19 protein-coding genes are annotated in these 23,176 nt (G+C 35.6%); 9 read left to right on the top strand and 10 right to left on the bottom strand.

Annotation, left to right across the window (positions count from 1 at the left end; translation table 11 throughout):
* Positions 1 to 294 precede the first annotated feature (294 nt).
* Positions 295 to 2,571: a polyribonucleotide nucleotidyltransferase gene (locus CHSO_RS07700; RefSeq protein WP_045494455.1), complete on the top strand. Its 2,277-nt coding sequence runs from the start codon at positions 295 to 297 to the stop codon at positions 2,569 to 2,571.
* Between the two features lie 109 nt (positions 2,572 to 2,680).
* Here CHSO_RS07700 and CHSO_RS07705 read toward each other — a convergent pair whose 3' ends face one another.
* Together CHSO_RS07705 and CHSO_RS07710 are read right to left on the bottom strand one after the other, a co-directional pair.
* Positions 2,681 to 5,095 carry a TonB-dependent receptor gene (locus CHSO_RS07705; RefSeq protein WP_052480525.1) on the bottom strand — a complete coding sequence of 805 codons (2,415 nt, stop codon included), beginning with the start codon at positions 5,093 to 5,095 and terminating at the stop codon, positions 2,681 to 2,683.
* Between the two features lie 6 nt (positions 5,096 to 5,101).
* On the bottom strand, positions 5,102 to 5,542 hold the full coding sequence (locus CHSO_RS07710) for a MarR family winged helix-turn-helix transcriptional regulator (RefSeq protein WP_045494458.1): 441 nt from the start codon (positions 5,540 to 5,542) through the stop codon (positions 5,102 to 5,104).
* A 302-nt stretch (positions 5,543 to 5,844) separates the two neighbouring features.
* Here CHSO_RS07710 and CHSO_RS07715 point away from each other — a divergent pair, with 302 nt between their 5' ends.
* From CHSO_RS07715 to CHSO_RS07730, 4 genes are read left to right on the top strand one after another with little or no spacing between them, the layout of a single operon-like run.
* Positions 5,845 to 6,927, top strand: a complete 1,083-nt coding sequence (locus CHSO_RS07715; RefSeq protein WP_144428876.1) for a hypothetical protein — start codon at positions 5,845 to 5,847, stop codon at positions 6,925 to 6,927.
* Positions 6,928 to 6,950: 23 nt separating this feature from the next.
* On the top strand, positions 6,951 to 7,454 hold the full coding sequence (locus tag CHSO_RS07720) for a DUF4280 domain-containing protein (protein ID WP_052480526.1): 504 nt from the start codon (positions 6,951 to 6,953) through the stop codon (positions 7,452 to 7,454).
* 16 nt (positions 7,455 to 7,470) lie between these two features.
* A complete protein-coding gene (locus CHSO_RS26495; RefSeq protein WP_052480527.1) occupies positions 7,471 to 9,978 on the top strand; it encodes a M23 family metallopeptidase in 2,508 nt (835 codons plus the stop codon).
* Positions 9,975 to 10,937 (top strand): hypothetical protein, encoded by a 963-nt coding sequence (locus CHSO_RS07730; protein ID WP_045494464.1) that lies wholly within the window; start codon positions 9,975 to 9,977, stop codon positions 10,935 to 10,937. The genes CHSO_RS26495 and CHSO_RS07730 overlap by 4 nt, the downstream gene beginning before the upstream one ends.
* 96 nt (positions 10,938 to 11,033) lie before the next feature.
* Here the strand turns inward: CHSO_RS07730 and CHSO_RS07735 are convergent, their stop codons facing one another.
* The 4 genes from CHSO_RS07735 to CHSO_RS07755 form a co-directional block, all read right to left on the bottom strand.
* Positions 11,034 to 14,204 carry an ABC transporter permease/M1 family aminopeptidase gene (locus tag CHSO_RS07735; protein WP_045494467.1) on the bottom strand — a complete coding sequence of 1,057 codons (3,171 nt, stop codon included), beginning with the start codon at positions 14,202 to 14,204 and terminating at the stop codon, positions 11,034 to 11,036.
* Between the two features lie 2 nt (positions 14,205 to 14,206).
* Complete coding sequence (locus CHSO_RS07740) at positions 14,207 to 15,079, bottom strand: ABC transporter ATP-binding protein (protein WP_045494470.1); 873 nt, start codon at positions 15,077 to 15,079, stop codon at positions 14,207 to 14,209.
* 207 nt (positions 15,080 to 15,286) lie between these two features.
* Positions 15,287 to 15,490: a helix-turn-helix domain-containing protein gene (locus tag CHSO_RS07750; protein ID WP_045494476.1), complete on the bottom strand. Its 204-nt coding sequence runs from the start codon at positions 15,488 to 15,490 to the stop codon at positions 15,287 to 15,289.
* Position 15,491: 1 nt separating this feature from the next.
* Positions 15,492 to 16,007 (bottom strand): DUF2975 domain-containing protein, encoded by a 516-nt coding sequence (locus CHSO_RS07755; RefSeq protein ID WP_045494478.1) that lies wholly within the window; start codon positions 16,005 to 16,007, stop codon positions 15,492 to 15,494.
* A 144-nt stretch (positions 16,008 to 16,151) separates the two neighbouring features.
* Between CHSO_RS07755 and CHSO_RS07760 the strand changes: the two genes are divergently transcribed.
* Complete coding sequence (locus tag CHSO_RS07760; RefSeq protein WP_045494481.1) at positions 16,152 to 16,496, top strand: TfoX/Sxy family protein; 345 nt, start codon at positions 16,152 to 16,154, stop codon at positions 16,494 to 16,496.
* A gap of 123 nt (positions 16,497 to 16,619) precedes the next feature.
* Here the strand turns inward: CHSO_RS07760 and CHSO_RS07765 are convergent, their stop codons facing one another.
* The 4 genes from CHSO_RS07765 to CHSO_RS07780 are packed head-to-tail and all read right to left on the bottom strand — an operon-like array spanning position 16,620 to position 20,232.
* Complete coding sequence (locus CHSO_RS07765; protein WP_045494484.1) at positions 16,620 to 17,684, bottom strand: DNA polymerase beta superfamily protein; 1,065 nt, start codon at positions 17,682 to 17,684, stop codon at positions 16,620 to 16,622.
* Positions 17,685 to 17,689: 5 nt separating this feature from the next.
* Entirely contained in the window at positions 17,690 to 18,217 is a 528-nt protein-coding gene (locus tag CHSO_RS07770; RefSeq protein ID WP_045494486.1) for a hypothetical protein, read from the bottom strand.
* 21 nt (positions 18,218 to 18,238) lie between these two features.
* Positions 18,239 to 19,471, bottom strand: a complete 1,233-nt coding sequence (locus CHSO_RS07775) for a hypothetical protein (protein ID WP_045494488.1) — start codon at positions 19,469 to 19,471, stop codon at positions 18,239 to 18,241.
* A gap of 11 nt (positions 19,472 to 19,482) precedes the next feature.
* Positions 19,483 to 20,232 (bottom strand): DNA polymerase beta superfamily protein, encoded by a 750-nt coding sequence (locus tag CHSO_RS07780; RefSeq protein ID WP_045494490.1) that lies wholly within the window; start codon positions 20,230 to 20,232, stop codon positions 19,483 to 19,485.
* A gap of 122 nt (positions 20,233 to 20,354) precedes the next feature.
* Between CHSO_RS07780 and cobT the strand changes: the two genes are divergently transcribed.
* The 3 genes from cobT to cobC are packed head-to-tail and all read left to right on the top strand — an operon-like array spanning position 20,355 to position 22,855.
* Positions 20,355 to 21,533: a nicotinate-nucleotide--dimethylbenzimidazole phosphoribosyltransferase gene (cobT, locus tag CHSO_RS07785; RefSeq protein WP_084221071.1), complete on the top strand. Its 1,179-nt coding sequence runs from the start codon at positions 20,355 to 20,357 to the stop codon at positions 21,531 to 21,533.
* A complete protein-coding gene (locus CHSO_RS07790; protein ID WP_045494495.1) occupies positions 21,534 to 22,316 on the top strand; it encodes an adenosylcobinamide-GDP ribazoletransferase in 783 nt (260 codons plus the stop codon).
* A complete protein-coding gene (cobC, locus tag CHSO_RS07795) occupies positions 22,301 to 22,855 on the top strand; it encodes an alpha-ribazole phosphatase family protein (protein ID WP_045494498.1) in 555 nt (184 codons plus the stop codon). Before CHSO_RS07790 ends, cobC begins: the two co-directional genes overlap by 16 nt.
* The last annotated feature ends 321 nt before the right edge of the window (positions 22,856 to 23,176 follow it).

Genomic DNA, 23,176 nt, shown 5'->3' on the forward strand with positions numbered 1-23,176 from the left:
GGATTAAAATATTATTTCCATTTTTTGAGACAATAATACAAAAACACCAGAGTTTTTCAATACAATATCATAAAAAATTGTGTTTTATTTTCAGAAATGATGAGGATGTTTGAACTGCTGATGTTAATTTTTGAGACTTTCATAAAACTGATAGCCAAATTTTTGTATTTTGACAGCCTATTTATGCAATTGAAAAATTTAATATATCATTATTATATAGTACCTTTGCACACGAAATTTAAAGAGTTTAAATATTAATTCATACTCAATACGGAGTATTAAGAAGACAAATTTATGAGTATACCTCAAGCGTTTACAGAAATGATTACTCTTGCTGATGGCAGAGAAATCACTATTGAAACAGGGAAATTAGCAAAGCAGGCTGACGGATCTGTGGTAGTAAAAATGGGTGGAACAATGCTTTTAGCAACTGTTGTGGCCAATAAAGAAGCAAATCCTGGTGTAGATTTTTTACCTTTAACAGTAGATTATAGAGAAAAATTCTATGCAGGTGGAAGAATTCCTGGAAACTTCTTCCGTAGAGAAGCAAGACCTTCTGATCAGGAAATTTTAACAATGAGATTGGTAGACCGAGTATTGCGTCCACTTTTCCCTGAAGATTTCCATGCTGAAGTTCAGGTAATGATTTCTTTAATTTCTTATGATGGAAAAACAATTCCTGATGATTTAGCTGGTTTAGCAGCTTCTGCAGCCATTGCAATTACCGATATCCCTTTCAACGGACCTATGTCTGAAGTAAGAGTTGTAAGATTTGACGGACAACTTTCTATCAATCCAAGTTATGAAGAATTGAAAAATTCTGAATTAGATATTATGGTTGGAGCTACTAAAGACTCCATCGTAATGGTAGAAGGAGAAATGAAAGAAATTTCTGAGCAGGAAATGTTAGAAGCTATTAATTTTGGTCACGCTGAAATTAAAAAGCAAATCGAAGCTCAGGAGAGATTAGCAGAAAAAGTAGGTAAAGCTTTTCCTAAAAGAGAGTACTCTCACGAAAATCACGACGAAGAAATTCGTGAAAAAGTATGGAAAGAGACTTACGATAAAGTATATGAAGTAGCAAGAACTCCATCTGGAAAAGAGGAGAGAGGAGAGAAATTCAAAGCAGTTCGTGAAGAATTCTTAGCTCAATATGCTGATAATGAAGAAGAGTTGGAAAGAGTAACACCTTTCGTAAAAGTATATTATCATGATGTAGAGAAAGAAGCTATGCGTCAGATGATCCTTGAAGACAATATCCGTCTTGACGGTCGTGATCCTCAGACCATCCGTCCGATCTGGTCAGAAATTGACTACCTTCCGGGAGCTCACGGTTCTGCAGTGTTTACAAGAGGTGAAACTCAGTCTTTAACAGCCGTAACTTTAGGTTCTGTAAAAGATGCTAACATGGTAGACAGCGTAATTACGCAACACGACGAAAAATTCTTCCTACATTATAACTTCCCTCCATTCTCAACGGGTGAAGCTAGACCTTTAAGAGGAACTTCAAGAAGAGAAGTAGGACATGGTAACCTTGCTCAAAGAGCATTACAGGCAGTTATTCCTGTAGAAAATCCATATACAATCAGAATTGTTTCTGATATCCTTGAGTCTAACGGTTCATCTTCAATGGCAACAGTTTGTGCAGGAACATTAGCGTTAATGGATGCTGGGGTACAGATTACAAAACCTGTTTCCGGTATTGCAATGGGATTGATCACAGATGCAAAATCAGGTAAATTCACTGTACTTTCTGATATCTTAGGAGATGAAGATCACCTTGGAGATATGGACTTCAAAGTAACAGGTACTGCAGACGGTATCACTGCTTGTCAGATGGATATCAAAATTCAGGGACTTTCTATGGATATCATGGAAAAAGCTTTGATGCAGGCAAGAGACGGAAGATTACACATTTTAAATAAAATTACTGAAACTATTTCTGAACCAAGAGCAGATGTGAAGCCTCATGCTCCGAAGATGGTTGTAATGGAGATCGCGAAAGACTTCATTGGTGCTGTAATCGGGCCTGGTGGAAAAATTATTCAACAGATGCAGAAAGATACAGATACCGTTATTGCTATTGAAGAAATTGGTGAGATCGGACGTATTGAGATTGCAGGAACAGACAGAGAAAAGATCAATGCTGCTATTGCTAAGATCAATGAAATTACTTTCGTACCGGTTGTAGGTGAAGTTTACAAAGGTAAAGTAGTGAAAGTAATGGATTTCGGAGCTTTCGTTGCGATTGCTAAAGGAACAGAAGGTCTTCTTCACATTTCTGAAATTGAATGGGCTCGTTTAGACAAAGTTCCTTATGCTGAAGGTGATGAAGTAGAAGTTAAATTTATGGGGTACGATGATCGTAAGAAAATGAAGCTTTCTCGTAAAGTTCTTTTACCAAGACCTGAAAGACCTGAAAGATCTGAAAGACCAGAGGGGCAAGGTAGACCAGATGGACAAAGAAGACCAGACGGACAAAGAAGACCTGATGGACAGAGAAGACCGGAAGGACAAAAACCACAAGCTGAAAAACCGGCTGAAGATCAAACCCCTTCTACTGAAGCTTAAGAATAATTCTTAGATATAAAGAAATCCCTCAATTTTTTGAGGGATTTTTGTTTTATACAGGTATTGTTATACTTGTTTTTCAACAAATAATACAACAACTCTTCAGAATCTAGCTTCCTATTCTCTGTTTTAGATCTTCAGCGCCTCCGGTTTTTCTCGGCTGTCCGTTTTTAGAAGAACCAAAATTGTAAGTATAAGAAAGCGTCACCACGCGCGTATCTCTTTTTACGGCAAAGTTTTCGAGATAATCATTATAAACGGTTTGTCCTTTTATGTTGCTTGTAAAGAACATATCTGTGAAAGAAAATTTCAGAGTACTATTATTTTTAAATTTCTTCTGGGCACCGATATTCAGATACCAGTTCGGGCTCACATCCAGATAAGCATATATTTCTCTTGCCTTATAATTTCCAGTCAGTTCAGCAGTGAAACCATTTCCAAGTTTGAATGAATTGATACTGTTGATATTGAAGGTGAAATTCCCTTTATTATTAATCTGTGTTCCTGAAATATTTCCGGTGTAGGAACCATAGTAGAAATTAGCGCTGTTGTTCATATCCCACCATTGGGTTACTTTCACAGGAGCAATGAGATATAACCCGAAATAAGATACAGAATTGAGGTTTTCAATAGTTTGTACGGTAACTATCTGCCCATTTTCTGCCACAGGTTTAAGAATATCCGTGATATTGTTTGAGGTTTTGCTGTAGCTTAAAGTCGCAAAATATTTATTGCTCAGGCTATATGTCAGCTCATAATTCATAGTGGTTTGTGCGTTCAGGTCAGGGTTTCCTGCTTTCAGCGTGGTTGGATCAAGATAAAACTTAAAAGGATTCAGCTGGTTGTAGCTTGGTCTTGTGATTCTTCTGCTGAAATTGACTTCAAGGTTGCTTTTATCCGTCAGATCATAAGAAAAAACAGCACTTGGAAATAATTGCGTATAATTTCTTTTGTTCACCTGATTGGTGGTAAGCTGAGTTCCTTTTACATTGGTATTTTCCATTCTTAAACCTGCTGTAGCTTTAAATTTTTCCCATTTTTTAGAAACATTCCCATACACAGCATTAATATTTTCTTCATAAATAAAATGGTTGGTTTTAGAAAGATCAGGGATAAGAGAGCCGGAGCTGGCATTGAAGAATTTCAGATCATTATCTGTTTTTACAAAGCTGGTTTTAATTCCTGTTTCCAGTTTCCATTCATCTTTAAAATTCTTGTTTAGATCAGATTTTAAGGAGTAGATATTAAGTTTTCCATTCATATCCCCTTTAATGATATCCAGATTATCCTCTCCACTATCTATTTCATGCGTTTTGGTATCAAAACTTTGCAAAGAAGAATTGGCGTAGTTAATGTAGTCAAAATCAGTAGAGATTTCAGAACCTAAAGAATCGATCGTATATTTATGGTTAAGGTTGAATGAAAAGTTGGTCCAGCGGTCATTGGAAACGTTTGCCGTTGTGAATGTGCTTTCCGGAAGGCGATTACTACCCAATGTCACGTTGGAATTATCTCCATTGACATTGAACTTGTTAGAAACCAAACCTACGGAAAATCCCAGTACATTTTTATCATTCAGATCATAATCCATTCCTGCTTTGGCTATATGACTGTTGAATCTGAATTTCAGATAATTATCCTGTATGTAGGCTTTCTTGAAATTATTGTTTTCATAAAAATTTCTGTCCAGAACCAGTCCGTTGTAAGCTTCTCTGTATGCAAAGCTGTAATTCCCGAAAATATTGATTTTTTTATTTCGGTGGTTGATGCTGAAGCTGTTGTTGTTTTTTATATATTTTCCCGTACCCAAAGAGGTTGAAATACTGCCGTTTGTGCCTTTTCTCTGCTCTTTTTTAAGCTTGATATTAATGATCGAAGATCCGGCTGCATCATATTTTGATGAAGGATTGGTGATGAATTCTATTTTATCAATGGTGGAGGACGGGATCCCTTTAAGATAATTGGCAAGATCACTTCCGGTCATCGGGGTGTTTTTGCCGTCAATCTGGATCAGGAGATTTCCTTTTCCCCGGAGACTGATGTTGTCATTGTTGTCAATACTGATTCCAGGAGCTTTTTCCAAGACTTCAAAGGCAGAATTTCCGGTGCTGGCAATACTGTTTTCTACATTCATAATCATTTTACCATCCTGTCTTTCAATCATAGGTTTGGCTTTGGTGATCGTTACTCCTTCAATAGATTTTACAGCAAGATCAATAGAAGGAAGAGTAGTGTTATCTGTTAATGAAATATTGTCTGAATGGTAAACCTCAGATCCGTTTTTGTTGATTTTTAGGTGATAGGTTCCACCTTTAAGATCATTGAATCCGAATTTTCCATTAGCGTCTGCAATTTCTGTTTTAATCAATGTATTATCAGTACCCAAAAGGTTAATTTCCATTTGTTCTGCTTTGTCAGACTTGATACTTCCTGACAGGGAAAAATTCTGCGTTGTCTGGGCTGATAGTACGCTGGTGAACAGCAGCAGCAACCAAAGAAATAAGAGTGAAAATATTCTGGTCATAGTGTTTTATTTTTTAGGGGTGAGACAGTTTTCTGAAATTTTGAGTAAAGCAGAATACATCATTTCAAGCTCATCCTTGGAGACTCCTTTCAAAGCAACCTCACGGTTGTTCTCAACAATATTTTGAACCTCTTTGATGACCTTTTTTCCGGAATCTGTTACTTCCAGATCTGTTTTTCTACGGTCATCAGGATGAATTTGCCTTTTGATATATTCGGATTTTACCATTAAATCAATAATTCTCGTCACAGAAGCATTGTCCTTAAAAACAAGGTCACCAATTTCATTTTGGGTAATTCCCGGGTTTTCCAGAATTGCTTTGATGATCAACCACTGATCGATAGTGATGGTAAAACCACGGGCTTTCAGTTGGCGTTGTGCATAGTTTCTATAGGCTCTGATGGCTTTATCTATGTTGTAGAATATAATTGAATTTAATTTTTCCATACTTTCAGATTAAAATGATTTATCAATTATTGATATATCAATTAATTTGTTGAAGTAATTTTTATTTTGTTACAACGCTGTGAAAATATTTTTATTAAAGAATTAAAAATTATTGAAAGATCTATATTCTTTTGTTGATGGATAGATGTTTTTTAATGAAGAGGTTCAGTTTGAAAAATACTATTCATATATCAAAGTCAATTTCAGTCTAACAAAGAAATAATAATTCAAAGTATGGGGAAAATACCTATATTTTTTTGACTGATTTTACTTATTATTGTATGATAAAAACACAGATCCAAATGATAATTTATTATGTAAAAGAAGGACAATCCCTTGTTGACCTTTGTCATGAGGTACAGGTTGAAAACCCTGAGTATTTAAGGGATTACCATCATCAAAATTGCTCTTTGTCCGAACGTTTCGAGGATGAAATTGTTCCCGGAATGAAATTGTATATTCCATCATCAAAGGAAACCCGAGAGATCAATAAGAAAATAAGAGAAGAGAACAAAAGTCTTTATGATTTTCCTGCTAGAGGAAGATTTCCCTTTGATTTTAAACTTTTGGAGGGGACTTATCAAATTACCCAGACTGCCTATTCCGATGATATAATTATTGCAAAATATGAAAACAAAGTAAGATTAGATTTTGAAGGAATTAAAAATAGCCATTATCATTTTCTCTTTTCAGTATTTGATTTCAGAAAAAATGAGGATGTTCCGGATTCCAAAGCTGGTATTCTTGCTAAAATGAGTATAGAAGTCTTCTATCCAATCCAATATATTATAGATGTTGACGGAAAAATTGTTGATATAGTACTGACAAAGAAAACAGAAGACCTTCTTTCTGAATTAGATTCCATCAAGAATTTTATCCCGGATCCATATTCTTCTGATTATATTGAAAAAATGAAAGATATCGCAGGTAATCCTGAACTCATTTTTCAAAAGTTTAAAAACTCATTGTTGAGCTCTTTTATGTTTGGGATCTTTTATAGAACCCAATTAGGAAGCTGGACGAGTTCAGACGTTTATTATGATTTCTATCCTTGGATTTTTGATGCTCTGCCGATAAGGTTTAAATTTCAAAATACACTATTGCCTAAAGATAGTGTAGATGATGAAAGCGTGAAAATCCAGCAAAATGGGATTTCTTCTGACCATCGAAGCCAAGAAGATTTATACATGGCAGATACAGGATTTAATGACCAAGCTGAAATAACTGAGAAGGCTATAGACTGTGAACATTTTGCTGAATATATTTTTAACAGGGAAAATTGGTCATTGAATAAAATTGAAGCAAAATTTCAATGTTTCGGAAATGAAGGAATGGGAAGAGAGGATTTTTTATTAGAAAGAATTACGGATCATTATTACATTTAAAAAAACACCAAAATCACAATAAGATGTCAGAAAATACTTCCCCTCACGATGGTAAATATTTCGTGATCCAAAAAGGAAAAGCCCAGTGTAATCAAGGGAATCAGTTTCCTCAGTTCAAAGTCACCTCACACCAAAAGCATTATTGGAATAACAAAGAAGGACAAGCTGATTATTTAGCTGTTACAGAAGATGATTTACAGTTTACCCCATCTGGTCCCAGCTTTGGGCAGTGCAAGCTGAAACCAAGTTCCGGTGGTTATTTACCTTGTGCTTTTGCTCCTGCAGGAAAATGGCGGAAGCCTTATGAGAAAGTAAAGGTTATGAACAAAAGTTGTATCACAGAGCTATCTGAGCTTATGTGTGCAACAGGTGGGAAAATTACGATTAAAGATCATGGGCAAACTGCGGAGATGACCCGGCAGAATATCAGGAATGCAGATCCCAAAGAACAACAGAATATCAATCCACTGCTTTACTACAAGGAATTTCAGGATGAACAGGAAGAAGATTTAAATATCTGCGAATAAATACACAAACACAAATATGGGAAAATTAACAATCATCGGAAACGACAAGCCTGTGATAGGAAAACAGGAAATGTATTCTGTTTCCTCGGTCAATGACTGGCTAAATCCCTTAAAGCTTATTAAAAATCCTTTGCAGGTCTCCAAAACGCATTGGGAAGTTATGGTGCAAACTAAAACAGGCTGGAGAAAAGGAGGAAGCGATAAAGAAGGTCAAATGGTTCCTTATATTTTCGGGCAGAAAAGCTTACTCCATAAAGGGATAAAAATTACGGTACATCAGGGAGATGATGAAGGAGAACTTATTATCCATCCGCAGCGGGCTAAAGAACCCAAAATAACCAGAGTAGAACTTTTGGATGCCAATTATAAACCTATTCCAAAAGGTAAAAAGTTAAGCTATAAAGACACCATTATTGCAAGGGCATATTGTGTAGAAATGTTCGAGATGAATATTGCATTTACCCTTTGGGAAGATGATGCTCAGGGAGAAGGACACAATCCTACAGTAAATGCTTTGAATAAAATAAACCCTGTACCTGTTCTTAGCAGAGTAAATGAGAAAGGAATGGCAGAAGCTGTTTTCAGACTGCCTTTTTACACAATGGCAGTAATGATAGCCAATGCACGCACTGCATCAGGCGATAAAAGCGAGGGAGCAACCCATGAATATTATGTAACGGCTGATGTAGTTAGCAAACATATACAAAAAGCAAGTCCTAATATTAATGTCGTTAACCCTACTCATAATACAGAACCTCCAAGAAAAAGAGAGGTTCCTAAAGGGCATACCTCTTCACCAGCAAAGTCTAAAACGACGCCGGCTCCGGAGAAACACAGACCCAAGTCAGATTCTCCAAAATTCCCCGTAACCACAGGCGGAAAAAAGGCTGATGACCCCCAAGGAAAGATCTTGAGTGCTGAATTTGTGGATAAAGCTGGAAATAGACTTCATTCCTCGAAAGTAGGGACAACCGTATTCATGAAGATTACCGCAAAGGATATGAAGAATAAAAAAGTGAAGGTGAAAATATGGGAGGAAGACAATATCAAATGGACTAATGATCCGATTTTTGAGAAAGATTATGAATTGCTTTACGACAAAAATTTCATCTGGATTGTTTTAACAAAAAAAATGTTTATCGAAGGCAATGATGGCGGTAGTGATAGCGCAAAACAGGATTATTTTATAGAAGTGATCCATAATGATACTTCCGTAAACTCTGTCGTTATATCTGTGAGTGCAGATGCTGAGCCTACAAAGGTGGAGAGTGGGGATAGTGCAACGATGGTGAAAGAACCGAAGCAAGGGAAAGTTGCTACTAGTTGTGTTTGTCAGCAATATGATCTAGTCTGGGGTAAAAAAATTGATTGTAATGAAAGAAAAAAGGTTATTGAGGTTGCCAAAAATCTGAATGTCGATCCTAATTGGTTAATGACAGTAATGGCATTGGAAACAATTGAAACTTTTAGGCCCTCTATTGATAATGGTGTTGGATATGTTGGATTAATTCAATTTGGAAAAGAAGCTGCTAAAACGATAAAAACTACACAAGATCAATTGATCAAAATGTCTTTTATAGAGCAAATGGACTATGTACAGAAACATTTAGTATCTAATAAAGCGAAGTACAAAACACTAACAGACCTATATTTGGCTGTTTTATATCCAAGTGCGTGTGGACATGGTTCCGAAAAAGATTATGTAGTTTTGCATGGAGCAGCATATAGAAATAATCCATTATTCTTTAAAGAAAAAGGTGAATGGGAATGGGCATATAAAACAAACAAAAAGGGAAAACAAATAAAATATAAAAAAGCGACAGATCCAGATGGAAATACCTATGTTTGGGAAGTTGCAGCAGCAGCTCAAGAGGTTTATAATAGAGGATTAGGTGTAAAAGAAAATCAATTCAGTTGTGGTGTAAATAAAGAAGAAAGATCCTTTAATGGGAAATGTGCAAAAGATTGTTCACAATGTTTTGAATATGCAGACGTAGTTATTAATCCTAAAGTTAATGATCAAAGTGGTAATAAAAATCATAACCGTTATCATAAAGCACAAAGAACACGTTCAGATGGTTCAAAATATTTTCATACAGGAACAGACATTCTTGCGATTGTTGGAACAGAAGTTCATTCTATGATGTGTGGAGAGGTAATTCACACCCGCTCAGAATTGCCACAAAATGATAGAGTAAAAGGTTATGAATCTTCTACTAGCTATGGTAACACTGTTACAATTAAATCAAAAGATAAAGATGGTAAAACAGTATATGCTTTTTACGCCCATTTATCAAAGATAAATGTTAAAGTTGGTCAAAAGGTAAAGCATAATGAAATTATTGGTCTGTCAGGAAGTACAGGTAATGCTATGCACATAGAAGTACAACATAGACACGTCCATGTAGAGGCTGGAACTGATTATGAAATTTATAGCGGAGGGAATAAATGTAAGCTTAAAAATAGAATAAACCCTGAGAATTATATGAAATCTAAATTTGATAACAAAGGAAACACTTTATGAAAAATATTAAAATCATACTATCAATTTTAATCACTTTTTGCTTAGCAGCATGTAATGGGCAAAATAAAAATGATGAACAATCAAAGCCTTTAGGTATTAATGATGGACTTCCAAATTTTTTGGATAAAAATTTTTTTAGTTCTTACGAATTAGATCCTAATAATACTTATCCAACATATTTTTATAGAAACTCCAAAATGGGAGAATTTTCTGTTATTTTTCTTGCAAAGAATAAAGAACTTCAGGAAGAATGGAAAAATTATGATAGTAAAAATAATATTATGATTGAGGAAGGGGCTACAAATGAACAATTGCGACAAATAAATTTGTTGATAAAAAAGAAATTGGAACCTCATATTAATGATTATTACAAGCTAGCCGAATATACTGCTCCCCAATACATAAAAAAAAATGATTACATTTTTCCATTTATCAAAAAATATTATCTATTTGATGATGTTAAAAAAAGATGGGAATATATAGGAGAAAAAAAAATCAAAGAAGGAGAAGAAATTGTGATAAGTATTGATGAGTTAAACTCTATGGTATATAACAAAACTTCAAAAGAGGATAATTTGAATTTACAAGTTAATTCCATTTCTAAAAATTGGTATGGTAAATATTCATTAAGCCTAAATGAAGATAGTGAAGACTGGAGAGATATTCATGAAATTACATTAGAAATCTCAAAAGATTCTGTTACCTATAAGGCGACAGGATTCCAACTATATGAATTTTATAAATTAGAAATAAAGGAAAAGAAAGAAGCAGCTATACATTTGAATTTTTCGATAGCACTTGATAATACTGAAAATCAAGTATTTTTGGAAGAAACCAAAGATTTTGGAATAATTACTTTTGATGGTAGTAAATATTTTTGGAAATGTCCATACATTGATAAACGTTTTACAGAAGGAAAAAAGAAAACACATATTTTGAAAAAGGAGGCATATAAGTGATAAAGTTTATTAAAAAACTTTAATAAATTCAAAAAATGCAAACAAATAAAATCATCTTTTTAGTTGAAGAAGTATTTTACACTCAATGATAAACAATCAAGGATTTTTAAATAATCCGTCAATCTGTTTTCGGACAGCATCATTGGGAGATACTTTATAGAATTCCTGAAGCAGATCTATAGAACTTGGTTTCTTAGGATATGGGTTATTGTCTAAGAAACTCTTCAGGGCAGCATTTACTTTGTTTTCGCCAACTAATTCACTCAATTTCACCATAGCAACAGCTCCTTTGGAATAGGAGATATGAGAAACATCTCCGGTTGCCCTGTAAATAGGAAGGTCTTCGGATAAGCCTTTTTCGTTATCGTAGATTTGTTGGTGAACCTTTAGTCTTTCCATCATTTTTGCTTTTCCGTGCATTTTTTTATAGAGCATCATTTCGGTGTACATGGCAAGGGTTTCTGTGAGCATTACGGAACCTTCCCGGTCATCGGGGTTAATCTGACTGTTTCCCCACCAAAGATGGGAGAGTTCATGCCCTGCCAGTTCATTAATTACATCCTGCTTCTGATCCGCATGAATATTGGCGTGAAAAACCATGTCTTCAGGCATAAAAATAGCAGAAGGATAGGCCGTTGCTGCAAAACCTCTGGTAAAAGACGATATTTCTGCAAAATTGATGGTTTTGAATGGATATTTCCCAAAATTCTGCTGACAATAATCCAAAGTAAGCTGAACGTTTTTCAAAAGATGATCTACATTTTCAAAATGATTTTTATGATAAAAAATATGGATAGCAATGCCTTTATAATTGAGGCTTTTTAGCTCATATTCCGCAGAAGAAACAGCAAAACGGAAAGGAATATTTTTGGCTTGATACTGAAAATAATTCCGGTCTGATTGTGTCCATTTCTTTATCAGATCACCGGTTCCTACAGCGGTTTGATGTTCTTCGGTGGAAACGGTCATATCAAGATTGATAAAATCTTTTTTGAGTACTTCCGGAGCTTCCGGTTTCTTCATTGTTCTTAATTTACCCAATTGATATTGATTGCGTACATCCTGATCCTGAATTTCATAATCTTTCTGGTAGCCAATAATTGGATAATATCTGCTGATTCTCATAAAAGAACCGTTCTCAATAATGGCATTAAAAGACTGATGTCCGTTTACGGCAAACCATTGATAGGATATTTTGAAGTCAAGAATAGCTGTGTCATTAGGTTTTAAAGCTTTTTTTAATGAAATTTCGGATGTATTTCCAGTGATAGTAATTGTTTCAGAAGTAGACTTTAAAATCGCTTTTTCCAGCTTCAGATCAGCATTAAAATTGACAAGAACTTTATCAATGGGCTGACTTGTTTGGTTTTTGAGGGTATAATGACCGGTGATTTCATAGGCGTTTTGTGAAGGATACAGCTTAATTTCAGTTTTAATATCTGTTATATCAGGCTGTGGAAGGTTTTCATACTTACGAAAATCCTTTTCATATTGAACAGAATTGAACATCTCTTTTTCAGCATCTTTAGGAATATGCCCTTTCATGAAATAGCTTCCAGCTAAAACACCTGAAATAAGTAGGATAACAGTGAATACAGATTGAAGAACAGAAACTTTTTTAAACTTAATATAGCCATTAATCAGCCATAATAAAGCTATTATTCCAGCTCCAAATAAAAGTCTTTGTCCAAATGCTTTTTCATAAATTCCATAGCCGTTGAAATCACTGTAACTCCCTTTAAAGTCTGAAAATATTCTTAAAACAGGATAGGAAAGAAGCTTATCGGAAACAGGGCCTGCAAGTAGGAAAACAGCAAGAATGGTAATTCCCAGCGCAATAAATTTGTTCGGAATGCTGCTGTTGATTAACAAAGCAAATCCTGAAAATAAGATCACTGGAAAAGTATTGAAAAGAAAAACAGCGAGATAGGCACTCCAATCGATATGAAAGTACTGATAAGCAATCTGAAAAATAATTCCTTCCCCAATTAAAATTGCTGTAAAGAAGAACAGCAAAATACTGATGGAAATAAAATGCCCAGCCAGTTTATTCTTTGAGAGAAAAGTACTGTTTTCAATGAGTAAAAATCCGGATGATTTCGATCTCCAATACAGATCATTAAGAAAATAGGCAGCGATCAGTAACCCGAGTAAATGAAAGTTTTCAGAGATGGTAGTTGCCATAAGTCCTGAGCTGGCATATTTCTGTGGCAGGCGGATTCCTTTTTCAATTTCAGCATACATTTCCATACCCACAGCAAATACTAAGAGAATTGAAATTGCAGGAACAGTTACGCTTTTGAAGAGATAGATCAGATCTATTTTTGCAAAGGATAATAGGGAGTGTATAGAAGGAATTCTTCCATATCCGGTCTGTACTGAAGTATATTCGGATTTGAAGATCTTTGGCGGAGAATCTGTTTTTAAGGCTGTTTTTTTTACTTTTTGTTTTGAAATATTAGAGAATGAAAATTGTTTTAAACTCAACCATAGTAAGCTTATAGATATCAAAAGACAGAAAATCCTGTTGAAGAGTAAATAGCCTGTGATGGGTACAATCTGTATGTTTTTTTGTTCAGCAGTAAGTAATTTTGCATCCAGAAAATAAGAAGATAATCCAAAAGGATCAAGTAGGGCTGAAATTTGCTGGGCTTCCAATGATTGTGGCATAGCTCCTGCCATGAATGGTGAATTGGAAAATAATAAAATAACCATGTAAAAAACATATAATAACAGCCCGCCAATGACGACCAATAGTTTTTTCCTGAATATAAAAGCTATTAAAAAAAGAAAACTGCACACCAAAAGTGTATTCACCAATCCGAATATCAACAAAGGGTAGAGGTAGTGAAATAGATTAAATCCTTCCTGCATTTCACTTCCGGTACGTGAGCTTTGGCCAATGATAAAACCAAGCATCAGAATTGAAAAGCTTAAAAATGTCTGCAGAAAGTAGGCCGATAATTTTCCATTCAGGTAAGTTTGTTTTGAAAGTGGAAATGAAAACAGAACTACATCAAACCGGGAATCCTGCTCTTTAAATAAAAGCTGTAAAGCATAAATTGTGGCAAAAAAAATGGCGGAAAGACTCAGCATTCCGGTCATAAATCCAATAGTGTAAGGAGCGTTTAAATAGATTCCTTCTCCCACAGAAAGGTTGAACTGATTCCCACAGAAAATACCGAGGAATACAAGAATTAGGATAATAAGATAAGTTAGCCAGTGCTTGGTATTGCGTCTGACTTCAAAAGAAAAGATGGCATTCATGGCTAAGGTTTTTGCGTTAAAGTATAAAAGTAAAAGTGCTCCAGTAAAGGATTTACTGCATTGAAATCTTCAGGAGTTTCTTCGGAAAATATGGTGATATGATGATTTCTCTCTATCAATTGTCTGCTGATGACTTCGTAATGGGAGTAATAGTTTTCCAGATCATTGTTATCAATAGAACGGGACCATATTTTGTGTTCCAATTCTGCCATTAATAGCTTGGGGTCACCTTTTCTAAGGATTTTCCCATGATTCATCACCGCAATTTCTGAGCATAAATTCCTTACATCTTCCACCAAATGAGTGGAAAGAATAACAATGATATCCTGGCTAATATCATTCAGGAGAATATTGAAACGGTTTCGCTCTTCAGGATCTAAGCCCGCTGTAGGTTCATCTACAATAATAATCTTTGGATTTCCTAATAATGCCTGAGCTACACCAAAACGTTGCTTCATTCCACCGGAGAAAGTATGAACTTCCTTCTTTTGAACATCTAAAAGATTCACTTTTTCAAGCAGATCGAGAATCTGTTTTTTACGATGTTTACTGTCTGTAATTCCTTTCAGCACAGCAATATGTTCTAAAAGATCATACGCAGAAATTTTGGGATAAACTCCAAAATCCTGAGGGAGAAATCCTAAGTTTTGTTTGATGAATTCAGGATTTTTAACGATATCAACGTCATTAAAAAAAATGTTTCCTGAGCTGGGTTTCTGCAATCCTACAATGGTTTTCATCAGGGATGATTTGCCGGCTCCATTCGGACCTAAAAGTCCAAACATTCCGTTGTTGATTTCCAGAGAAATGTTGTCAATGGCTTGAAAACTATTTTTATACGTAAGAGTAAGGTTGTTAATGGATAAGGTATTCATAATATTGAGTTGGGGGAATAGGAGAGTAGGTAATCCGGTTGAGGACTACTGCTGTTTAATGAGATGGATGGATAATAGACGAAGAGATAAGAGACTTAGAGGTTCCAAAATAAAGAACAATGGGAAAGACTTTCAGCTTTCAAACACCAAACGATTGAAAGGATGATAACCTTAAACGATGAACTTTAAACCTTGAACCTTGAATTCTTATTCTTTATACTCCAGAATATCTCCGGGCTGGCATTCCAGGATTTTGCAGATGGCTTCCAGAGTATCGAAACGTACGCCCTTAGCTTTTCCGGTTTTGAGGATAGAGAGGTTAACAGGAGTAATTCCCAGTTTTTCTGCCAATTCTTTACTCTGCATTTTTCGTTTGGCTAGCATCACATCTAAGTTGACTATAATTGGCATGTTATATAATTAGGTCTTGTTCGTTTTGCAAATGTAGCCCTTGCTTAAAGATATTCGCAAGAAACAGACAGAAAATTCCAAGCATAAAGTGAATAAACACCAGTCCCCAGATGATACTTTCTACTTCCACAAAGAAACTCGCGACGATAACCAGAGGAAGCGGGATGAAAATATTAAAAAGGTAAAATCTCTTAAGTTGTTTTATATGTTCTTTTGTAAAAAGTTTAGGCTGGAAAAATACCTTGAAAACCTTTGCTGATAGCCAGAAAAAGATCCCATAAGGAATTAGGACCAACATAAACGAAAAAATGATATAAGGATAATTATCTTCTATATTCAGAAAGGGTTGTTGGGTAAACGGATAATGAATATGTAAATATTGACCATTACCATAAGGCGTTACCGAGAACCCTGTGGTAAGACATAGCAGAGCATACAATGCTGTTATTAAATATCCCGCAGACAAAATGGAGCAGATATAAAATAAAATTCTGGAAATAATTTTGGTCTGATTCATATCACGATCATTAATTAGTATTGCAAATGTATAATTAATTATCGTAAAACAATAATTAATTTAAATAAAATTTTATTTTTAACTGTAATGAGCCCGTCAAAGGAATGGTAGTAATCCTTATCTTTACTATAAAATAGAATCATCATGGCTTATAATATTGAACTGGCAGACAGGGTTCGCGAATGGTTGGCCAATGTAAACGATAGTAAGATTGAGGAAAAGAAAATGTTCGGTGGGCTGGCATTTCTGGTGAATGATAAAATGTGTATCAACATCAGTCACGACAATCTGATGTGCCGCTACAATCCCGAAAGGGAAGACGAAGTTGCGGAGAAAACAGGCTTTCTTCCTATGATTATGAGAGGAAAACAGCTAAAAGAATACTGTTATGTTGAACCCATCGGCTTTCAGAAACCTGAAGATTTTGAATATTGGATGCAGATCTGTCTAGATTATAACAAAATAGCAAAGGCTTCGAAGAAGAAGTAAGTTTGAGGGTCTGAGTGTGGGAGAGTATGAGAGTATGAGAGTATGAGAGTATGAGAGTATGAGAGTGGGCGACCGCTGTTGTAGCTTCCCACTATTCATTACTCATTATTTATTGCTCATTGCTTATGATTTCCCATATAATTGTTCTCTTATCTGAACCAGGATCTTGGTTGTTTTTTCCAGATCAGGTGATTCAGGAAGAAGGGAAAGGGAATGATGATGCTCAATAGATTCAATAAGGTTTTCTGCTTTTTCTACGATAGCCTCATAAGACCAGTTTCCGGCTTTAATATCCAGTAATTCATCTCTGTTGTTTACACGGATTTGGAGCGAATGATTCCTAAAAATCTGTTCGCATGACTGCAGCAAACGGATGGTATGCATCATATTTTTGCTGTCATAGTTTTGTCCATGCGTTTGGTTGACGTTGTATCGGTCTTCATTGCGTTCTTCTACCCATTTCCAATATTCCCTGTAATCTTTGCAGTAGGTGGAGTAGGCATCCAGATTAGAGAACAGATAAGCTTCCGGTCTTTTATCTTTTGGAACAGAAGATACAGAAACCTGGTTGGCTTCTTCATGTTGGATAATTCCCTTATAACCTAGTGTCTGCGAATCATCATAGAATAATGCAAACATTCCTTTGGTATGATCAATAGCCGTCAATCCGCATTTTTCCTGAACTTTCCCATGCTCCGAAAGCCATTTTTTCAGAGAAACAGAACCTTGACCGTCCAGGATGAAGCAGAAGTCAAGAATAGATTTTCTCTCTTTATCGATAGGATTTAAGATCTTTTTATGAAGACCTTTAGCCTTTTTAATCTGGGAAACAGCATATCCGGCAAAGGTATCTTTGCATAGTTTGGAGAGAAAATCTTCTGATTTCAGCAGATCCATCAACGGATGTGTGTACAGAATACAATCCTCAGGACTTGCCAAAACCTCCAGAATATTAGGATTATTCTTTTGCAACAGTTCCACAAACCTCCCGATTTCATAATAAGTAATATCATTCGTCTCATTGGAAATCTGTGGAATGTAGTTCAGCCCAAAGAAATCTTTCTTTGGTAAATAATATACTCCACGGATATCCGTATCCGAAGTTTCAGTGGCCAGCCCGAAAGCGCGGCTTCCGGAGATAGCTTCGAAGAGGAGGAGGTTTTTATTTTTGAGGTCTTGGATGGTCATTTTAATTATTCAAGCAATAGTTTTTTGATAAAATCTATTTTTTGGTATTTAATGAGGGTATTACCAACTTTAATTTTTTCAGTGTCATCATGAGAACGGGCAACAATATATCCTTTTTTATCACCATTAATTATTAAAAATTCTTCACCACCGCAGCTTTCAAAAGTATAAATTCCAATATAAAAAGGAATGGTTTCAAATTTATTACAACACTGATTCAAAAAGGAAATATCAATACTGTCTGAAATAAATTGCTTTTCAAGCAAAGAGTATTCATAATTTCCTTCATTCAGGATACTTTGAAGAATTTCAAAATCATTATGGATAGCAGTATATTGGACGATAGTAAATTCCACGAATTCTTTTGTGTAGAATATTTTAAAATCATTAGCATTTTTAAGTGCCTGATAGTAAATATTTGTTGACTCATCAGAAAATTTGGCAAAATAGCTTTGGATGGTTTGAGGAATTACAATACCATACTGTAATTCTATGAGGTTACAATGTCTGATGAATGTATTTTCTTGGTTCATGAGTTCTTATTTTTAATACAACTATTGCTGTTGTCTTTGTATGGATTCTCTGATAAGTTCCGGCAGAGGCCTAAATTGTGTAAGAAATTTGTATTCTATTCCTGCAGTTATTTTATAAGTTGAATTTAACGATGATAAATTATGACCTACGTTCCCTTTTTCTTCTTTGTTGAGCACAAGATTATCATGGTCCCCTAGATCCATGGTGATGATCAGTTCTTCTCCGGACTTTCTGAACTCCTCATAACATGTGTTGATGAACTCAAAATCAGGATTCGTTTTGTCAAAACAATTTTCTTTGATACGATATTCATATACAGCATCATCAAGCTGCTCCGATAATTCAGCCAAATCACTATTCTCCCCATGAATTTCTTTGTATCGGGTAACTACTAACTCAATAAAGGCTTCCGTATAGAAAATGATAAAACTATCATTATCCACATGCCAGAAAATACTGTAGAAATAATTGTTTTTAGGCAGATCATATCTTTTGAAACATTCAATCACAGATAGAGGGACTTCAAGCCCCATTTCTTCTTTTAAGAACTGACATCTTTCTTCAAACTCATGTGGAATATGCTCTGTTTTCTTCGTTGTATTCGTGGATTTCATTTCTAATATACTGTCACTGACAAGCTTGTAATGTTCCAAAACGCGATATTTTATAATGATATTATTGTGTTGAATATCTGCTGTCATACCATGATAACATCCCCCGGAATACCCTTTTTTCTCACTGCTCAGAATAAGATATTCACCTCCACCGCAATCTGTATATATGCTCAGGGCAATCATCAGGTCTTCATGGTTTCTTCCCCGTTCTTCATAACACTGATCAAGAAATGACAAATCAATATGCTTGGCTTCAAACTTATTTTCTTTTGACTTATATTCACATTCTCCTTCTTCCAATATATCCTGAAGAACTTTCCAGTCTGCATTACTTCCGAATGTTTCATCAAATCTTTTGATAATATATCTTACAAAGTTTTCGGTATAAAAAACAAACTGAAGATCATTGTAATCCCATGGTTCCCAAAATATCCTGTAATAAATATGATGCTTATCAATTTGATTTTTGGTGAAAAAATCTTTATAAATATTGGGGATTATCAGGCCATATTCATCCTTAAGATATTCACATTTTTCAATGAATTCATGCGTTTTTATATCATTTTTAGATATTCCTTTTTCAGTTTCTTCTGGAGGATCCTGAACATCCTTCTTTTTGAAAAAATTACATATTTTCATTTCCTCTTTCTTTACAGTTTTAATATTTCCCTAAAAACCCTCTCCATTTCTTTTTTATCTGCATTTCCACCTCTCAAACCCTTCGATTTTTCCTCATTATAAGCTATGGTTTTCTCCAAAAACTCAAACAATTCCCAATCATTTGGGTGATAATAAGCTTCTCCTTTGGTAGCTTTTAAGGCGATAAGATCTTCTATTTTTATTCTGGTTTCATGGTCTACTAAAGCAAGCAGCTCATTAAATAATACCGGAGGAACAGTTCCTTTTTCTACGATCCATTTCCCGGTTAAAGCAGTTCTTAAACAATAAAAATAGCTTTTTAATTTTACTTCATCAGTCCTGCAGGCTTCCAGATATTTTTTGCTCATGCTTAAATAGTGATAGGAAACTGCTATCGGAGAAAAGCAGTCATCAGCTAATGGTTTGAACAGGTCTACAAAATTTGTATTTTCCTTATAAACGATAGGAGAGTAGAACCAGCTCAATAAAGCGGCATTCGATTTCAGTAAAAGATGAAAAGTCTTTCGGAGGTCCCATCCGGAACCATCAAGATCATCTTCGGTCATGAATTCTATGGTTTCATCCTTATCCCATGGTGAAAGATACCAGTCTTTTTCATAACGGTATATAAAACGTATGTCATAATCACTGTCTGGAGAGGCAAAACCCCAGGCTCTGCTTCCGGACTCAACGGCAAGAAGTACTTCTACGCCTCGTGTAGCTTCTACTTCTTTTATTTTTTCTAGTATTTTTGGTGTCATTGTTTTCAATTTTATAATGCAAAGTAAGGAGAGTAGTGCGCAATGTTATTACGTAGATTTGCGGGATTCGTGATTCGAGATACGAGGTGGTGAGTTTCGGGTACGGGATGGCGAGCTTCGGGATGAGAGGCTGTGCACTTTTCAAACTATCTTGTTTCTCATCTCTTCGTCTATTATCTATCCATCTATTATTTATCTGTCTTTTTAATTCCACATTTCCCACGAATCTTTTGTCCAAAAATCCCTATTTCACTAATATTGCACTTTCTCTATTTAACATAATTACTTTTACAACCATGTTGACAACTGACTTACAACATACAATTGATTTCAAAACAAAACCTTTAGGCGCATTAGGACATCTGGAACATCTTGCCCACAAAATAGGAATGGTTCAAAATACCACTTCTCCAAAGCTTTCAAATCCTCATATGGTGGTTTTTGCTGCCGATCACGGGATTGCAACAGCAGGAGTAAGTGCTTATCCACAGGAGGTTACTTATCAGATGGTGATGAATTTCTTAGGCGGTGGAGCAGCCATCAATGTATTCTGCAGGCAGCAGGGAATTAATATTAAAATTGTAGATGCAGGAGTCAATTTTGATTTTCCGGAGGGATTGGATTTAATCAATCATAAAGTCAGAAAATCCAGCCGTAATATTCTGGAGGAACCGGCGATGACCTCTGAAGAATATCAACAGGCTTTACAAAATGGAAGTTCGGGAGTGGCAGAGATTACTGAAACAGGCTGTAATATCATTGGATTTGGTGAAATGGGAATTGGAAATACTTCCGCTTCTTCTTTAATGATGAGTAAGTTATTCGATCTTCCTGTTGTAAGTTGTATCGGACGTGGAACAGGTTTGAATGATGACCAGCTGCAAAATAAGATCAATATTTTATCAGCAGCAATAGAAAAATATCCGGCTGTTAAAACTCCGGACGAAATTGCTCAAACTTTTGGCGGACTGGAAATTGCGCAGATGATCGGTGCAATGGAAGAAGCCTTCCGTCAGAATATGCTGATTATGATAGATGGATTTATTGCTACTGTTGCCATAGCCACTGCATGGAAAAAGAATCCTGATATTCTAAAAAACTGTATATTCTGTCATGTAAGTGACGAGAACGCCCATCTTCAGCTTATTGACTTATTGGGACAGAAAGCTTTACTGAACCTTAATTTAAGATTGGGAGAAGGAACAGGCTGTGCATTGGCTTATCCGCTTATTCAAAGTGCCGTAAATTTCCTGAATGAAATGTCCAGTTTTGAAGATGCCCATGTTTCAAATAAAGAATAAATGAAGACCCTAAAGAATGAACTGATCTATTTTGCAACGGCCCTGATGTTCTTCACCAGAATTCCAGTTCCGTTCACTATTCCGTATTCCGGGGAGATCATGAATAAATCTCAGAAATACTTTGCATGGGTTGGTCTTTTGGTAGGATTGATGAATGCAGGGATTTTATACCTTTCTGCTCAGCTTTTTAATCTGGAAATAGGAATTGTTCTGATGATGATAAGCAGTGTTCTCCTGACCGGAGCCTTCCATGAAGATGGTTTTACAGATATGTGCGACAGTTTCGGAGGTGGATACGGAAAAGATAAGATTCTTACCATCATGAAGGACAGCAGGGTAGGAGCGTATGGAACCATAGGAATCATTTTACTGTTTGCCTTAAAGTTTTTCAGTATTCAGGCTTTGGGAACAGTTGATCTGATAAAGACTCTGGGAATTATTATTCTGGCACACACTTCAAGCCGTTTTATTTCCGGAACGATGATCTACACGCATCAGTATGTGACGGATATTGACGTCAGCAAATCGAAACCTTTGGCGAATAAACCTTTGGATGGAATGGCTTTACTGGTCGGATTTATCAGTGTTTTACTTTCCTTTTCCTTAATTCTTGATTGGAGATTGCTGCTGGCTTTTGCATTGGCTTATTTAGGAAAGATCTGCATGGGCTGGTATTTTAAAAAACATATCGGCGGCTATACCGGAGACTGTCTGGGAGCTGTACAGCAGGTCACTGAAGTGTTGTTTTACTTAGGAACAATGATCGTATGGAAATTCATCTGATCCGTCATACCGCTGTAGATAATCCGGAAAATCTGTGCTATGGATTTGCCGAAATGCCCTTACGAAAGGAATATCCGGAAGATTTTAAAAGTTTGAATCTGGATGACGATTTTGACTTAGTGATTTCAAGTCCGGCACAACGCTGCTGTCTTTTGGCAGAACATTTTAAGTTGAATTATGCAACAGATGAAAGACTTCGGGAGATGAATTTCGGAAACTGGGAGCTGAAGAAATGGACGGAAATTCCGGAAGAAGAAATTAATCCATGGTATAAAGACTTTATCAATGTTAAAGCTTCTGGAGGAGAGAACCTCCTTGAAATGCAAACCCGCGTCCTCAGCTTCTGGAATGAATTGATTACTAAAAAAGATGGAGAAAAAGTTCTGATTATTGCCCATGCTGGTGTAATTCGTCTGATTCTACAATCAATACTGCAGTTTCCGCTAGAAAATATGTTCAACATTCAGATTGATTACGGTAAGAAAGTCATTGTTGAGGTTAAAGAGGGCTATTTTTCCATTAAAAAAATGAATGTATAACAAAGATTTGATTTTAAAATAAATCCGCGTTATCTGCGAGAATAAAAATCCGTGAAATTTTCGAAATTCGTGGGAATAAAATGTTCCCACAGATGTCACAAATTGCACAGATGCTTATGCTTAAAAAAATCTGCGAGAGTAAAAGTCTGTGAAATCAGCGAAATTCGTGGGAATAAAATGTTCCCACAGATGTCACAAATTGCACAGATGCTTATGCTTAAAAATCTGCGAGAATAAAAATCCGTGAAATCTGCGAAATTCGTGGGAATAAAATGTTCCCACAGATCCCACGAATTGCACAGATGCTTATGCTTAAAAAAA

Origin of the sequence: Chryseobacterium sp. StRB126, from assembly GCF_000829375.1 — a bacterium.
GTDB lineage: Bacteria > Bacteroidota > Bacteroidia > Flavobacteriales > Weeksellaceae > Chryseobacterium.